Below are 15,936 nucleotides of genomic sequence, written 5' to 3'. Positions count from 1 at the left end.
CCGTTGCAGCCCCCGCGCCCGTCGCCAGGCGCGGCGCTGAACGACCCACCGGCGTACCACGAGCAAGGAGACGACATGAACGAAGAGGCTCAGTCCAGCAACGGTCAAGAACACGGTCCGGCCGGCAGCAACGGCAAGCACCGCAGCCCCGCCGACCAGCCGTGCTTCGATCCCACCGCCTACGGCAACGGTCCCGACGACTTCGTCACCGACATGACCGAGAACGCCGCCATCACGCATCACGCGATCCAGATCGGCAAGGAGGTGATCGCCTACACCGCGACCGCGGGCCACCTCGTCACCGTCGATCCGAGCAGCTCGCAGCCCAACGCGAAGATCTTCTACGTGGCGTTCACGAAGGACGGCGTGCAGGCGCAGGACCGTCCGGTCACGTTCTTCTACAACGGCGGGCCGGGTTCGTCGTCGGTGTTCGTGCTGCTCGGCTCGTTCGCGCCGCGGCGCATCAAGACGTCGATGCCGGGCTTCACGCCGCCCGCGCCGTATACGCTCGAAGACAATCCCGACAGCCTGCTCGACAAGAGCGACCTCATCTTCGTCAATCCGGTCGGCACGGGGTATTCGGCGGCCATCGCGCCGCACCACAACCGCGACTTCTGGGGCGTCGATCAGGACGCGGATTCGCTCAAGCAGTTCATCAAGCGCTATCTGAGCGCGAACGATCGCTGGAATTCGCCGAAGTTTCTGTACGGCGAATCGTATGGCACGGCGCGCAGCTGCGTGCTCGCATACCGGCTGCACGAAGACGGCGTGGACCTGAACGGCATCACGCTGCAATCGTCGATACTCGATTACACGCAGAGCGGCAATCCCATCGGCGCCTTGCCGACGGCCGCCGCCGACGCGTGGTTCCACAAGCGGCTCGGCGTGAAGCCCGCGCCGAAGGATCTGCAGAGTTTCGTCGCGCAGGTCGCGCAATTCGCGCGCACCGATTATCGCGAGGCGCTGGCGAAATTTCCCGACCCGAAAGATCCGTCGATTCCCGCCACGCTCAAGACGCTTGCGCAATACACGGGCATCGACACGCAAATGCTGCAAGCCTGGAATCTCGACGTCGCCGGTTACGACAGCCGCGGCAATTCGCTCTTTCTTACCACGCTGCTCAAGGACAAGGGCGTGGCGCTCGGTTCATACGACGGGCGCGTGACGGCGATCGACACGGGCATTGCGGGCAATGTCGATCCGAACGCGGGCGGCAACGATCCGACCATGACGGCGGTCAGCGGCGTTTATACGGCGATGTGGAACAGCTATCTGAACGAGACGCTCAAGTTCCGCACCAATTCGTCGTTCACGGACCTCAACGATCAGGCGTTCAAGAACTGGAATTTCGGCCATATCGATCCGACCGGCGCGCAGAAGGGCGTCGACGCGCAAGGCAATATCGTGCTCTACACGGCCGGCGATCTGGCGGCGGTGATGGCCTTGAATCCGGATCTACGCGTGCTGTCCGCGAACGGCTATTACGACTTCGTCACGCCGTTCTATCAGACCGTGATCGATCTGCAGAAGATGCCGCTCGCCGACCAGAAAGTGCGCGACAACCTCAGCGCGCGCTTCTATCCCTCGGGGCATATGGTGTATCTCGACGGCGCGTCGCGCACGGCGCTCAAGGCCGATCTCGCGAAGCTCTACCAGAGCGCGGTCGCCGACCGTCCGGCCGTGGCGCGCATCCGCGCGTTGCAGCGCATGAGCACGATGAGCGCGCTGCATCACTGAGCGCGATGGCCGGCCGCGCGTGAAGCGCGAGGGCGTGCGTCAGAGCGTGCGCCCTTGCGCCATCGCGGCGAGGCACGCGCGCGCGTCGCCCTGCACGATGCGCGCCGAGCACGCGATCATGAGGTTCTTCGAGAGCCCGAAATCTTCCACCAGGAAGCCGCGTTCGCAGACGCGTCCGCGCGGATCGGCGCGCGAGGGCACGCGTTCGGCCAGCGTGCCGTCGTCCGTCGTGTAGGCCCAGATCTCCTTGCCGAGCGCGGCGGCGAAGCCGATCTCGAACGCCGTGCCGGAGTCGGGCTCGCCGGGACCGCGAAAGTCGTCGACATTCGCCATGACGATGTCGGCGGTGCGGATCGATTCGATGTTCGCGTGGTAGATCCAGGCGGCCTGGCGCGGGCCGTCGAGGTCGGCGGGCGCCTGGGCGTCGAGCGGATAGACGCCTTCGAAGCCGAACTCCGCACACGCGGCAACGAGTCGCGCGCCGTGCTCGATCGCATCGAGACGAAAAACGTCGAAGCCCGCGAGATAGACGCGCGGGCGGCGGGGCGAGGCGGCGAGGGTCATGGCGGGGCGTCTCCAGTCGGGGCCGTGGGGCGTGTGCCGATTCTAGCCCCGTTGCCCGCGCCCGCGCAGGTTCAGCGCTTCGCCTGGCAGGGGTACGCGGCGATCAGCGCCTTGTAGACGACCGCGCCCGTGGGCTCGAGCATATTTTCCAGATGGCCCTTCATATACGCGAGCACCGCGCCGAGTTGCTGCGGACGCGTGGCCGTCGGCGGCAGGCAGTAGCGCGGCTGCTGGCGGTCGAGCAGCGCCTGCACGAGCGCGCCGTTGGCGTAGCCGGCCATGTACAGCAGGCAGGCGTCGCGGTTCTCGGGCTTCTGGCAGGCGGCGTAGAACACATCGGACTGATCGATGGAGGGCGCGGCTTGCGCGGGCGCCGGTTGCGCCGATGCGCTGCCGGCGGTGAATGCGGCAGCAAGCGCCAGCGCGGTGAGGGTTGCCTTGATCATATTGCTTCCGAAGGAGGGAGTGCGAACGAATACAGCGCGAATGCGGAATGCGCGAGCGCGGCGTGCCGGCGAGGCCGATGCGCGCGGCGGCCCGTGCGAGCCGGGCGCAAGGATAGCCGCGCCGCTTTATCTCAGGCTTGCCGTCCGTCAAGGGGAAGCGATGGCCGTGGCATGATGCAGGGCGGCATCGGATTTCGGGATGCGCGCAAGGTTTGCTGCCGTTCGCCCGTCAACAAGGAGAGAGACTGTTATGAGCCGATTGAGGCGCCCGCCGTCAGGTCTGCGTGCCGCCGCCGGCACCGCGCTCGTCAGGTCCGTCGTGTCCGTCACGTTCGTCGCGTTCGTTGCGATGGCGGCGGCTGCCGTGGCGTGGCCGGGGCTGGCGCGCGCGCAGGTCGCGCAGCCCACGCTCGACAAGATCCGCGACGCCAACGCGATCGCGATCGGCTACAGCGAGACCTCGGTGCCGTTTTCGTCCGTCGATGCGAACGGCAAGGTCGTCGGCTTTTCGCAGGACATATGCGACCGCGTGATCGCGGCGGTCAAGGCGCGCACGCAGCGGCCGGGGCTGGGCGTGCGCTTTATCGCCGTCACGTCGCAGAATCTCATGCCGCTCGTGCAGAACGGCAGCGTCGATCTAGTCTGCGGCGTCACGACCAATACCCGCGCGCGCCAGCGCCAGGTGCAGTTCTCCGACACGTTTTTCATCGCCGATACGCGCCTGCTCACGCGCCGCAACTCGGGCATTCACGATTTTCCGGACCTCGCGGGCAAGACCGTGGTCACGAATCAGGGCACGACGTCCGAGCGCATGCTGCGCCGCATGAATCTCGATCGCCACATGAACATGCAGGTGCTCAGCGCGCACGACTACGGCGAGGGACGGCGCATGCTCGAATCGGGCCGCGCCGTGGCCTACATGATGGACGACGTCCTGCTCGCGGGCACGCGCGCCCACATGGCGAAGCCGGCGGACTGGGTGATCGTCGGCACGCCGCAGTCGTCCGAGGCGTATGCGTTCGTGATGCGCAACGGCGACCCGGCCTTCCGTCAGGTCGTCGACGACGCGATGAGCGCGCTCATGAGGAGCGGCGAAATGGGCAAGCTCTACACGAAGTGGTTCGAGCAGCCGACGCCCGGCAGCGGCGCGGACTGGCGGTTTCCGATGAGCGACGCGCTGCGCAAGCTCTACGCCGCGCCGAACGACCGCGCGCTCGATTGAGCGGCGATACCGATCCCCGCGCCGAACGGGGACTTTTGCGGGGCAGCCGGCGCGATCGTGAGATGATCTCGGTCCCGGCCAGCGGCGCGAGCGCGCGTTGCCGATCGGAAACACGGCGCAAGCGGGCGCAAGCAGGCGCAAGCAAGACACAAGCCGCGTGTTTCCGATGCGAAAATGGCGGGCTTAAGCGTGCCTGAACGAAACAGGCGACGCGGATACGAAACACGAACACGGCGCGCGGGCCGCGCGCACGCAGACCTCAGGGAGCGGACATGCAGGAACAGGGCAGCACGGTGGTGATCGTCGGGGCAGGGCACGCGGGTGGCAACGCCGCGGCGCTGCTGCGTCAATACGGTTTTGAAGGGCGCATCGTGCTGGTGGGCGAGGAGCCCGTGCCGCCGTATCATCGTCCCCCGCTCAGCAAGGCGTATCTGAAGGGCGAGACCGACGTCGAGCGCCTCTGGCTCAAGCCGCGCCAGTTCTACGAAGACAACCGTATCGAGCTGAAGCTCGGCGTGAGCGCGCAGTCGCTCGACCGCGCGGGCCATACGCTCACGCTCGGCGACGGCAGCAGCCTGCACTACGACAAGCTGATTCTCGCGACCGGTTCGCTGCCGCGCGCGCTGACGGTGCCGGGCCACGACCTCTCGGGCGTGGTCGCGCTGCGCACGCTCGCCGACGCCGACGTGCTGCGCGAACGCGTTCAGCCCGGCGAAAAGCTCGTCGTGATCGGCGCGGGCTATATCGGCCTGGAAGCCGCCGCCGCCGCGCGTCAGCTCGGCCACGACGTGACCGTGCTGGAAGCCGCGCCGCGCGTGCTGGGCCGCGTGACGGGCGAAATCGTGTCGACGTTCTACGCCGACCTGCATCGCGCGCAGGGCGTCGATCTGCGCCTGAACGCGAAGATCGAGGCGCTGGTCGGCGAAAACGGCAAGCTCACGGGCGTGCAGCTCGCGGGCGGCGAAGTCGTGCCGGCCACGCTGGCGCTGATCGGCATCGGCATCGTGCCGAACGTGGGGCTGGCCGAGACGGCGGGCATCGTCTGCGTCAACGGCATTCAGGTCGACGACGATTCGCGCACCTCCGACGCGGACGTATTCGCCATCGGCGACTGCGCGAGCCGTCCGCTTTCGCACTACAGCCGCACGGGCCGCCTCGAAAGCGTGCACAACGCGGTCGAACAGGCGAAGCTCGCGGCGGCGGCGATCGTCGGCAAGCCGCGTCCGGCCTGCGACGCACCGTGGTTCTGGTCCGATCAGTACGAACTGAAGCTGCAGACCGTCGGCCTGCTCGAAGGCTACGACGAGACCGTCGTGCGCGGCGATCCGGCGGCGCGTCGCTTTGCCGTCTACTACCTGAAAAACGGCACGCTGCTGGCGGTCGATGCGGTCAGTTCGATGCCCGATTTCCTGTGCGGCAAGAAGCTGGTCGGTTCGGGCAAGACGCTCGACGTGGCGGCGCTGCGCGATCCGGCGACGGATATCGGCAAGTTCGCGGCGGCCACGCTGGTCTGAGCGCGGCGGCTGCGCCAGCCGGACGAGAACGAAGCGCGCGGTCGAATTCAAGCGCGGATTCGACCGCGGTTCGACCGCGACTTCGCGGCCATCACTTCAGCGCATGTTCGCGCCAAACGCGCGCGACACCGCGCGATCCGCGCACGAAAGCCTTCATGCGGTCCACGTCATCCTCGACGTGGACGCCATGCCGATCCGGACGTATGCGCGGCCTGAATCGGCCTGAGCCGTCGCCGGCCGCGCCGCAAAGCCGGCCATCGTTGAGCACGCCAATGTCGTAAACTATCGCATCGGGCCGCGGGCTTCCTCGGGGCAGCATGAACCACTCCCCGCCACCTCGCGCCCGAGTTTCCTATCGGCAACATTTGCGACATTTACGACCAGGCGACATGGCCGCATTCCACCCGCACGATCTTCTTTCCCGGCCCGCCCGCGCGCCGCAACGGAGCCGCATGTGAACGCGCGCGCCTTGCCTCCGGGCCTGATGCTCGTTCACGGCAACGAGCCCGAACGGCTGCGCGACCTGATCGTTCAGTGGATCGGTCAGCATCCCATCGCGCCGCTCGAAAAGGAAATGCTGCTGGTGCAGAGTAACGGCATCGCGCAGTGGCTCAAGCTCGCGTTCGCCGCCGATCCCGAGGACGGCGGGTGTGGCATCGCAGCGGCGCTGGAAATGTCGCTGCCGTCGCGTTTTCTCTGGCAGGTGTATCGCGCGGTGCTGGGCGAGGACGCGGTGCCGGCCGTCTCGCCGTTCGATAAATCGCGCCTCGTCTGGCGGCTGATGCGCATGCTGCCTGCGCTGCTCGACGAGCCGGGCTACGAACCGCTCAAGCGCTTCATGGCCAACGACGAGGAACAGCGCAAGTGTTTTCAGCTCGCGCAACGCGTGGCCGACCTGTTCGACCAGTACCAGGTGTATCGCGCCGACTGGCTCGCTGCGTGGGCCGATCACGACGACGTGCTGATCGACGCGCGCAACAACCGCGTGCCGCTCGCCGACGACGCGCGCTGGCAAGCCGCGCTCTGGCGCGCGCTGCTCGCCGACGTGAGCGAGCGCGCGCCTGCGGGTAGCGCGCTCGCGCAAACCGGCCGGGCGGCGGTGCACGATCTCTTCATGCGCCGCGCGCAGGCGTGGCAGGAAGGCGAGCCGAGGCCGCGTGGCCTGCCGCGCCGCCTCGTGGTGTTCGGCATTTCGAGTCTGCCGCGCCAGTCACTCGAAGTGCTTGCGGCGCTCGCGCGCTGGAGCCAGGTGCTGCTCTGCGTGCACAACCCGTGCATGCACTACTGGGCCGATATCGTCGCCGACCAGGATCTGCTGCGCGCGCGTCACGCGCGTCAGCGTCGCCGCGCGGGCGCGCCCGCCGTGCTCGACGAATCGCAACTGCATTTGCACGCGCAACCCTTGCTGGCGGCGTGGGGCAAGCAGGGGCGCGACTTCATCGGCCTGCTCGACGAATACGACAGTGACGAAGCGCGCGAAACCTACACGCCGCATTTCACGCGCATCGGTCAGCGTATCGATCTGTTCGACGGCGCCGACGCGCACACGTTGCTGCAAGAACTGCAGGACGATATTCGCGATCTGCGTCCGCTGCCGGAGACGCGCGAGCATTGGCCCGCCGTCGATCCGCAGACCGACGAGTCGATCCGCTTTCACGTTGCGCACAGCGCGCAGCGCGAAGTGGAGATCCTGCACGACCGTCTGCTCGCGGCGTTCGCGGCCGACCCCGCGATGCGTCCGCGCGACGTGATCGTGATGGTGCCCGACATCGAGATTTACACGCCGCATATTCAAGCCGTGTTCGGTCTTGTCGATAGCGACGATCCGCGCTATATCCCGTTCAGCGTCGCGGACCGCGCGCAGCGCGCATTCGATCCGTTGATCGGCGCGCTCGAAATGCTGCTCGCGCTGCCGCACGGACGCGTCACCGTGAGCGACGTGCTCGATCTGCTCGAAGTGCCCGCCGTGCGCACGCGCTTCGAGATCGACGCGGAGGATGTGCCGACGCTGCGCAACTGGATCGATGGCGCGAATATCCGCTGGGGTTTGCATGCCGAACAGCGCGCGAGCCTCGGCCTGCCGCATGGCGAAAGCGGCGCGCCGAACAGTTGGGCCTTCGGGCTGCGCCGGATGCTGCTCGGTTATGCGGCCGGAGATCGTGCGAGCGCGTGGCGCGGGATCGAGCCGTACGCGGAGATCGGCGGGCTCGACGCGGCCTTGCTCGGCCCGCTTACGCGCCTGATCGACGCACTCGATCACGCATGGCGCACGCTGCGCGAACCGGCGAGCGTGGACGTCTGGTGCGAGCGTCTGCGCGCGTTGAAGGCCACCTTCTTCGCCACCGACGAAGGCGAGGACGCGTACACGCTCGAACGCCTCGACAGCGCGCTCGAAACGTGGCGCGACGCGTGCAGCGAAGCCGAACTCACGGACGCGCTGCCGCTCGCCATCGTCGCCGAAAACTGGCTCGGCCAGCTCGACGGCGGCGGCCTTTCGCAGCGCTTTTTCGCAGGCGCGGTGACCTTCGCCACGCTCATGCCGATGCGCGCGATTCCGTTTCGCTACGTCTGTCTGCTCGGGATGAACGACGGCGATTATCCGCGCAGCCGCACGCCGCTCGACTTCGACCTGATGCGGCGCGACTATCGTCCCGGCGACCGTTCGCGCCGCGAGGACGACCGCTATCTGTTTCTCGAAGCGCTGCTGTCCGCACGCGAGCATCTGCATATCTCGTGGATCGGCCGCAGCGTGACCGACAACACACCGCGTCCGCCTTCGGTGCTGGTCGGGCAGTTGCGCGATCACATCAAGGCGGGCTGGCGGCTCGACAGCGAAGACGGCAAGCCCGACGCGCTACTCGACGCGCTCACGATCGAACATCGGTTGCAGCCGTTCAGCGCCGACTACTTTCCGGCCGATCCGCGTCACGCGCCGCTGTACACCTATGCGCACGAATGGAGCCGTCCCGCGCCGCTGGCGAGCGGCGCAGCCGACGCGCCGACGCTGCCCGCGCCCGAGCGCGACGAGCCGCTTTCGGTGCGTGAACTCGCGGAGTTTCTCCGCGATCCGGTGCGCAGCTTCTTTCGTCAGCGTTTGCGCGTGGCGCTCGAAATGCAGGACGAAGCGAGCGAGAACCACGAGCCGTTCGAAGTGGATGCATTGCAGGCGTGGCAGTTGCAGGGCGAACTGATTCGCGCGCAGGTGGCGGCGATGGAGCGCGGCGAAACCGATCTCGAACCGGTCGCGCGCGAACGGCTCGAACGCATGCATCGCAGCGGCGATCTCGCGAGCGGCGGCTTCGGCGAAGTGATCGGCGAGGAACTGCTCGCGCCGATGGAAGAACTGTTCATCGAATATCGCAAGGCGCTCGCGCGCTGGCCGCGTCTGCGTACCGATCAATATGAAATTCGTCTGGATCTCGCGCGCGAAGGCCGCACGATCGACGTGCAGGATTGGCTCGACGATATTCGCGAAGGCGATGACGGCACGCTCGGGCGCGTGATTCTCGAACCCGGCACGCTCGTGAAGGACAACAAGTATCGCGGCGAACGGCTCGTCGCGTACTGGGTCGCGCACGTTGCCGCGCAACTCGCGGTGGGCGAAGTGACCACGGTCGTGGTGAGTAAGGTGGGCGTGGCGGAGTTCGCGCCGCTCGCGCGCGAGACTGCGCGCGCGTGGTTGCTCGCGCTGCTGGCGGCGTGGGACGAAGGCGCGCGGCGGCCGTTGCCGCTCGCGGTGAAAACGGCCTTCGCCTGGCTGCGCAAATTGCCGGCGGACTACGACGCGGCGTCGGGCGCGGTGCCCGCCGAAGCGTGGGAAGCGGCGCGCACGGCCTTCGAGGGCGCGGCGCGCATGGCGGGCGAGTGCGAGACGAATCCGTACGTGCGCCGCGCATTTCCTGACTTCGACACGCTGATCGCGAACGACGAATTCGCGACGCTGGCGGCCACGTTATTGCTGCCGGTGCAGCGCGCGCCGCTCGCTTCATCGAAGAAGAAAAGCGGCGCCGCGTCTGCCGACAACGCAGGAGACGCCGCATGACCCCGGCCGACGACATGATCGCCAACGAATTGAAGCCGCTCTCGTTTCCGCTTTACGGCAGCCGCCTGATCGAAGCGAGCGCGGGCACGGGCAAGACTTTCACGATCGCGATGCTTTACGTGCGGCTCGTGCTCGGTCATGCGGGCACGCGTGACGCTCAGGAGCGCGACGAATTCGACTTCGACGACGAGTTCGACGAATTCGACGAATTCGACGAATCCCACGAAGACGAAGAAGCACTCGCGCACAGCGAAACCGCTGCCGATGCACAGCCCGCGATGCGTCCGCTCACGCCGCCGGAAATTCTCGTCGTGACCTTCACGGACGCAGCCACGAAGGAGCTGCGCGAGCGGATCCGCGCGCGTCTGATCGAAGCGGCCGAGTATTTCCGCGCCGAGCCCGACGAGGATTCGCAGCGCGCGACGGGCACCGATCTGCTGCACGATCTGCGTGCGGAATATCCCGAAGCGCAATGGCCCGCGTGCGCGCGCCGTCTGCAACTCGCTGCCGAATGGATGGACGAAGCGGCGGTCTCGACGATTCACGGCTGGTGCAATCGCATGCTGAGCGAGCACGCATTCGACAGCGACAGCCTGTTTTCGCAGACGCTCGAAGCCGATCAGACCGAGTTGCGCGCCGAAGTCGTGCGCGATTACTGGCGCACGTTTCTCGCGCCGCTCGATGCGCAAGACGCCGCGCAGGTCCGCGCGTGGTTCGCGAGTCCCGATGCCTTGCACGGTGCGATTCGCAGCCTGCTCGGTCACGCCGAACTGCTGCCCGACGCCGACGTGCCCGAAGCCGCGCTGAGCGAAGCCCGCAAGCAGGCGCACGACGCGCTCGAACTGCTGAAAGCGCCGTGGCGCACGGGCATTGACGAAGCGGAAGGACTGATTGCGGCCGCGCGCGAGAAAAAGCTGTTCGACGCGAAGAAACTGAATACGCGCAATTGCGAAACGTGGTTCAGCAAGCTGCGCGAATGGGCCAACGATCCCGACAGTCTGCATCCCGGTTTCAAGGACGATGCCGCCGTGTGGACGCGTCTTACGCCCGCCGGCCTCGCGGAAATCTGGAAGGACGGTCCGCCGCCCGCGCACGATTGTTTCGTGGCGATGGAGGCGTTGCGCGAGGCGCTGGCCGCGCGGCCCACGGCGAAGCTGCCGATTCTTTGCCACGCGGCGCGCTGGATCGCGCGGCGCTTCGAAGAGGAAGAGACGCGACGCTCGCAGATGGGTTTCGACGAACTGCTCACGCGTCTGCTCGACGCGCTGAAGAAGCCTAATGGGTCGCGTCTGGCCGAGATCATCCGCAAGCAGTATCCGGTGGCCTTGATCGACGAGTTCCAGGACACCGATCCAGTGCAGTACCGGATCTTCGATGCGGTCTACGATATCCAGGCGAACCGCAATGAGACGGCTATCGTCTTGATTGGCGATCCTAAGCAAGCGATCTACGCGTTCCGTGGCGCGGATATCTACACGTATCTGCGCGCGCGCGAGGCGTGTGCGGGTCGGCTCTATACGCTCAAGAAAAATTTCCGCTCGACGCGTGCGATGGTCGATGCGGTCAATCGCTGTTTCGAGGCGGCGGAGCAGCGGCCCGAAGGCAGCGGCGCATTCCTGTTTCGCGGCGCGCCAGGCGAAGCCAATGCGTTGCCTTTCGTCGCGGCGGATGCAGCCGGGCGTCCCGACTCGCTGGTCGCGCCTGGCGGCGACGTGCCCGCGCTGAACGTCTGGTGGTTGCCCGCTTCGGCCGACGGCAAACCCTTGAGCAAGACCGCGTATTTCGCGAGCATGGCGGCGAGTTGCGCGACCGAGATGGCGCGCCTGCTGAATCTCGGCCAGGCGGGCACGGCGGGCTTCGAAGGCGAGCACGGCATGCGGCCCCTGCAACCGGCCGACATGGCGGTGCTCGTGAACAATCGCGACGAAGCGCGCGCGATTCGCGAAGCGCTGGCGGCGCGTGGCGTGCGCAGCGTTTATCTGTCCGATCGCGATTCCGTGTATCAAACGCCGCAAGCGGAAGAATTGCGCTACTGGCTCGGCGCGTGCGCCGAACCCGACGACGGCCGCCTCGTGCGCAGCGCGCTCGCAACGGGATCGCTCGGCCTCGGCTGGGATGAACTCGATGCGCTCGGTCGCGACGAAATCGCATGGGAAGCGCGCGTGCTGCAATTTCGCGGCTATCGCGAAGTGTGGCGCAAGAAGGGCGTGCTGCCGATGCTGCGTCGTCTGCTCAACGACTTCCATGTGCCGCAGCGGCTGCTCGGCGCGAGCGCGGCGGCGGGTCTGAACGGCGAGCGCGCGCTCACGAATCTGCTGCATCTGGCCGAACTGTTGCAGCAGGCGAGCACGCAGCTCGATGGCGAACACGCATTGATCCGCTATCTCGACGAACAACGCGAGGACGAGAGTGCGGGCGGCGGTGGCGACGCACGCCAGTTGCGCCTCGAAAGCGACGCGGGACTCGTGCAGGTGGTGACGATCCACAAGTCGAAAGGCCTCGAATATCCGCTCGTATTTCTGCCGTTCGCGTGCGCGCATCGCGCGGTGAAGGCCGACGACGTGCCGTTCAAATGGCACGACGAGGCGGGCAATCTGCGCGTCACGCTCGAAGCGGATAGGCAGGTGCTGGCGCAGGCCGATCGCGAACGGCTCGGCGAGGATCTGCGCAAGCTTTACGTCGCGCTCACGCGCGCGCGTTACGCGACGTGGATCGGTTATGCGCCGGTGCAGAACGTCGAAGGCAGCGCATTCGGTTATCTGGTGAGCGGCGGCGCGCCGTTGCCGGCGGAGCAGAGCGCGACGCTGCTCGGCGAGTTGCGCGGCGCATGCGCGGATATCGCGGTGGCGGAAGCGCCTGTGCCCACGCACGAAACCTTCGCGCTGCGCGGGCCGGGCGTCGTGCGCGGTCACGCGCGCATGTTCCCGCGGCGTGGGCGCGAACCGTGGTGGATCGCGAGCTATTCGAGCCTGAAAACCGTGGAGGGCACGCAACTCGCCTACGCGGCGCAGATGGCGCAGGAAGAACACATCGCGCCCGACACGCGCAGTGAAGACGTGTTTCGCGAACTGCTCGACGCGCGCGTGATCGACGATGTCGACGCGGACGATGTGTTGCCCGTATCGGCGGAACTCGCGCCCGAGGGCGCGCCGATGCACGGCTTCGAGCGCGGCGCGGACGCGGGCAGCTTCCTGCACGAACTCATCGAGTGGGTGGCGAACGAGGGCTTTGCGGAAGTCGCGCGCGACGCCACGAAACTGCGCGACATGATCGCGCGGCGCTGCAACGTGCGCGGCTGGTCGCAATGGATCGATACGCTCACCTCGTGGATGCTGGCGTGGTTGAGCACGCCACTGCGTCTGCCGTCGATCGATGGCGAAGCGGTGGCGCCGCTCACGCTCGCGAAGCTCGACAGCGCGTCGTATATGGCGGAAATGGAATTCTGGGTCGCGGCGCACAAGGTGAATACGCTCGAACTCGATGCGCTCGTCACCGAACTCACGCTCGACGGCGCGCCGCGTCCGCCGCTCGACGCGACGCGTTTGAACGGCATGCTCAAGGGTTTTATCGATCTGGTTTTCGAGCACGAGGGCCGTTATTACGTCGCCGATTACAAATCGAACTGGCTCGGAGCCGACGATGATTCGTACACCGAATCGAGAATGAGCGCGCAGATTCTGCACTCGCGTTATGAGTTGCAGTACGCGCTTTATCTGTTCGCGCTGCATCGTTTGCTGAAGGCGCGTTTGCCCGATTACGACTACGACCTGCACGTGGGCGGCGCCGTCTATATGTTCCTGCGCGGCGGCCGTGCGCCGAGCCAGGGCCTGCATTGCGAGCGCCCGCCGCGCGAGTTGATCGAAGGACTCGATGCGCTGTTCGCGCATCACGACGCGCTTGAGGATGCAGCATGAGCCCGCGACGCAACACGCGCAACGATTTGCCGAAAGGCGCGATCGGCACGACCGGCGATCTGTTCGATACGTTCTTGCCTGAAGAGATCGAGGAGGAGGCGAAGCCTGCGCCTGTCGAAGCCGCTGAGTCCATCGCGCAGCGTCCCAACGTCAGCGAGTCGGCGGCGCAGATGCTCGCGACGCTCGATCGCTGGGTGGAGCGCGGCTGGCTGCGCACGCTCGACGGCGCGTTCGCGCGCTTTCTGCTCGACGAGACGCCCGATGCGCCGCCGCTGTTGCTGCTCGCCGCCGCGCTCGCGAGTCATCAGTTGGGGCGCGGCCATGTGTGTCTCGACTTGCAGGCGACGCTCGACGATCCCGCCTTCGCGCTCTCGTTGCCGCCCGACGGTCCGCAAACGCCCACGGCCGAGCCGCCGCAGCCGCCCGCCGAAGTGCTCGCGGGGGTGACGCTCGAGCGCTGGCGCGCGGCGCTCGACGCGCCGGAACTGGTCGGGCACACGCAAGCCGATGTGCACGACAGCACGCAAGCCAGCGCGCAAGACAGCACGCAAGACAGCACGCAAGCCAGCGCGCAAGACAGCACGCCGCTCGTGCTGGCCGGCAATCGTTTCTATCTGCGCCGGTACTGGCAGTACGAGCAGGACGTGCGCGCGGGTATCGAAGCGCGGCTTGCGCGCGGACCGCGTCTCGAAGCGGCGCTGCCCGCCGCGGCGGCGCGCGCAGCGCTCGACGCCTTGTTCGCGCCGCGTTCGGCATCGGCAAAAGGCGCGGACTGGCAGAAACTCGCGTGCGCGCTCGCGGCGCGCAGCGCGTTCAGCATCATCACGGGCGGACCCGGCACGGGCAAGACGACCACCGTCGTCAAATTGCTGGCGCTGCTGCAAACGCTGGCGCTCGATCCGGACGGCACAGGCGGACGCCCGCTGCGCATTCGCCTCGCCGCGCCGACGGGCAAGGCCGCCGCGCGCCTGAACGAATCGATCGCGGGTGCCGTCGAACGATTGCCGTTCGACGCGCTCGCGCAGCGCGTCGATCCGGCTGCGCTGCGCAGCGCGATTCCGACTGTCGTGACCACGCTGCATCGCGTGCTCGGCACGCGGCCCGGCAGCCGGCGTTTTCGTCACGATGCGGGCAATCCGCTGCCCGTCGACGTACTCGTGATCGACGAAGCGTCGATGGTCGATCTGGAGATGATGGCCGCCGTGCTCGATGCGTTGCCGTCGAATGCGCGTCTGATCCTGCTCGGCGACAAGGACCAGCTGGCCTCGGTCGAAGCGGGCGCGGTGCTCGGCGAACTTTGCGAGCGCGCGCGCGACGGCCACTACACGGAGGCGACGCGCGCATGGCTCGAAGCGGCCACGGGCGAGCGCATCGACGCCGCCATGCTCGATACGCACGGCACGCCGCTCGATCAGGCCGTGGCGATGCTGCGCGAGAGCCATCGTTTCGCATCGGAAAGCGGGATTGGCGCGCTGGCCGAACTCGTCAACGCGGGCGACGCCACGGGCGTGGCGAAGATCTGGACGCGCGGCTATGCGGATCTCGCGCGCCTCATCTGTCCGGCGGGCGACGACGCGCCGTTGCGCGCGCTGATCACCGACGGCGTGGTGAACGAAGAAGCGGGCGGCGGCAGCAGCGCGCCCGCCACGCAGCGCCGGGGCTATCGGCATTATCTGCACACCATGCGTGCGTTGCGTCCGGAAGCGGGCGCGTCGCCGGAAGCGCTGGCGAAGTGGGCATCGGTGGTTTTGCAGGCGCATACGCAGTTTCAGTTGCTGTGCGCGTTGCGACGCGGCACGTGGGGCGTGGAAGGACTCAACCGGCGCGTCGCGCGGCTGCTGCAGGAAGACGGTCTGATCGATCCGCTCGGCGACTGGTATGCGGGGCGGCCCGTGCTCGTCACGCATAACGACTACGAGCTTGGGCTGATGAACGGCGATATCGGCATTGCGCTCGATCTGCCCGTGGAAGCGGGCGCGCCGCCGGTGCTGCGCGTGGCGTTCCCGTCGGGCGATGGCGCGGGCGGCGTGAAGTGGGTGTCGCCGAGCCGCCTGCAAGGCGTCGAGACCGTGTTCGCGCTGACCGTGCACAAGTCGCAGGGCTCGGAATTCACGCACGCGGCGCTCGTGCTGCCCGATACGTACAGTCCGATTCTCACGCGCGAACTCGTCTACACGGGCATCACGCGCGCGCGCACGTGGTTCACGCTGGCCGTGCCGGAAGGGCGCTCGGTGCTGGAGCGCGCGGTTTGCGCCCGCGTGCAGCGCGCGAGCGGCTTGATGGCGGCGCTATTCGACGAAGCGCGCTGAAACCCGGCATTGCGATGTTGTTGCATGCGATCGCCGCGCGCGTTTCCCATCGGAAATCGAGAAAACTTCTGAACCCATGACGAAACAAACGGGCCGCGCCGGATCATGCAGATGATCCGGGGCGGCCCGTTATTTTCCGATCGGAAATCGGGAAAACTTTGGGTTGCCCTTTGTTTTCCCGATCCCGT

9 protein-coding genes are annotated in these 15,936 nt (G+C 67.1%); 6 read left to right on the top strand and 3 right to left on the bottom strand.

All coding sequences use genetic code 11. The annotated features are described in order from the left end of the window. Positions 1–75 precede the first annotated feature (75 nt). A complete protein-coding gene (locus SB764_RS04960) occupies positions 76–1,737 on the top strand; it encodes a S10 family serine carboxypeptidase-like protein (protein WP_321900930.1) in 1,662 nt (553 codons plus the stop codon). 39 nt (positions 1,738–1,776) lie between these two features. Here the strand turns inward: SB764_RS04960 and SB764_RS04955 are convergent, their stop codons facing one another. Both SB764_RS04955 and SB764_RS04950 read right to left on the bottom strand, forming a co-directional pair. Next, a complete protein-coding gene (locus SB764_RS04955) occupies positions 1,777–2,301 on the bottom strand; it encodes a nucleoside 2-deoxyribosyltransferase (RefSeq protein WP_074982407.1) in 525 nt (174 codons plus the stop codon). A 71-nt stretch (positions 2,302–2,372) separates the two neighbouring features. Next, positions 2,373–2,747: a Rap1a/Tai family immunity protein gene (locus SB764_RS04950; protein WP_074982405.1), complete on the bottom strand. Its 375-nt coding sequence runs from the start codon at positions 2,745–2,747 to the stop codon at positions 2,373–2,375. 349 nt (positions 2,748–3,096) lie between these two features. On the opposite strand from SB764_RS04950, the gene SB764_RS04945 reads away from it, so the two are divergent. Together SB764_RS04945 and SB764_RS04940 are read left to right on the top strand one after the other, a co-directional pair. Further along, a complete protein-coding gene (locus tag SB764_RS04945) occupies positions 3,097–3,969 on the top strand; it encodes a transporter substrate-binding domain-containing protein (RefSeq protein WP_074982686.1) in 873 nt (290 codons plus the stop codon). Between the two features lie 272 nt (positions 3,970–4,241). After that, positions 4,242–5,483 (top strand): NAD(P)/FAD-dependent oxidoreductase, encoded by a 1,242-nt coding sequence (locus SB764_RS04940; protein ID WP_410862817.1) that lies wholly within the window; start codon positions 4,242–4,244, stop codon positions 5,481–5,483. 91 nt (positions 5,484–5,574) lie between these two features. Here the strand turns inward: SB764_RS04940 and SB764_RS04935 are convergent, their stop codons facing one another. Beyond that, positions 5,575–5,802, bottom strand: coding sequence for a hypothetical protein (locus SB764_RS04935; RefSeq protein WP_124263079.1), 228 nt, complete (start codon positions 5,800–5,802; stop codon positions 5,575–5,577). Positions 5,803–5,937: 135 nt separating this feature from the next. Here SB764_RS04935 and recC point away from each other — a divergent pair, with 135 nt between their 5' ends. From recC to recD, 3 genes are read left to right on the top strand one after another with little or no spacing between them, the layout of a single operon-like run. Further along, positions 5,938–9,525, top strand: coding sequence for an exodeoxyribonuclease V subunit gamma (recC, locus tag SB764_RS04930; RefSeq protein ID WP_410862815.1), 3,588 nt, complete (start codon positions 5,938–5,940; stop codon positions 9,523–9,525). Further along, the gene (gene recB, locus SB764_RS04925; RefSeq protein WP_410862813.1) at positions 9,522–13,439 is read left to right on the top strand and encodes an exodeoxyribonuclease V subunit beta; all 3,918 of its coding nucleotides are present in this window, start codon (positions 9,522–9,524) and stop codon (positions 13,437–13,439) included. The genes recC and recB overlap by 4 nt, the downstream gene beginning before the upstream one ends. Next, a complete protein-coding gene (gene recD / locus SB764_RS04920; RefSeq protein WP_410862811.1) occupies positions 13,436–15,748 on the top strand; it encodes an exodeoxyribonuclease V subunit alpha in 2,313 nt (770 codons plus the stop codon). The genes recB and recD overlap by 4 nt, the downstream gene beginning before the upstream one ends. Positions 15,749–15,936: the final 188 nt, after the last annotated feature.

The sequence above is a fragment of the Paraburkholderia sp. SIMBA_027 genome, from assembly GCF_046535315.1.
Classification (GTDB): Bacteria; Pseudomonadota; Gammaproteobacteria; order Burkholderiales; family Burkholderiaceae; genus Paraburkholderia; species Paraburkholderia tropica.
Note: the sequence above shows the minus strand (reverse complement) of the source record. Positions and strands in the feature narration are given on the sequence as shown.

Coding starts and splice junctions, on each gene's coding strand:
- SB764_RS04960 (WP_321900930.1), top strand. CDS start 76: ATGAACGAAGAGGCTCAGTCCAGCAACGGTCAAGAACACGGTCCGGCC.
- SB764_RS04955 (WP_074982407.1), bottom strand. CDS start 2,301: ATGACCCTCGCCGCCTCGCCCCGCCGCCCGCGCGTCTATCTCGCGGGC.
- SB764_RS04950 (WP_074982405.1), bottom strand. CDS start 2,747: ATGATCAAGGCAACCCTCACCGCGCTGGCGCTTGCTGCCGCATTCACC.
- SB764_RS04945 (WP_074982686.1), top strand. CDS start 3,097: ATGGCGGCGGCTGCCGTGGCGTGGCCGGGGCTGGCGCGCGCGCAGGTC.
- SB764_RS04940 (WP_410862817.1), top strand. CDS start 4,242: ATGCAGGAACAGGGCAGCACGGTGGTGATCGTCGGGGCAGGGCACGCG.
- SB764_RS04935 (WP_124263079.1), bottom strand. CDS start 5,802: ATGCTGCCCCGAGGAAGCCCGCGGCCCGATGCGATAGTTTACGACATT.
- recB (WP_410862813.1), top strand. CDS start 9,522: ATGACCCCGGCCGACGACATGATCGCCAACGAATTGAAGCCGCTCTCG.
- recD (WP_410862811.1), top strand. CDS start 13,436: ATGAGCCCGCGACGCAACACGCGCAACGATTTGCCGAAAGGCGCGATC.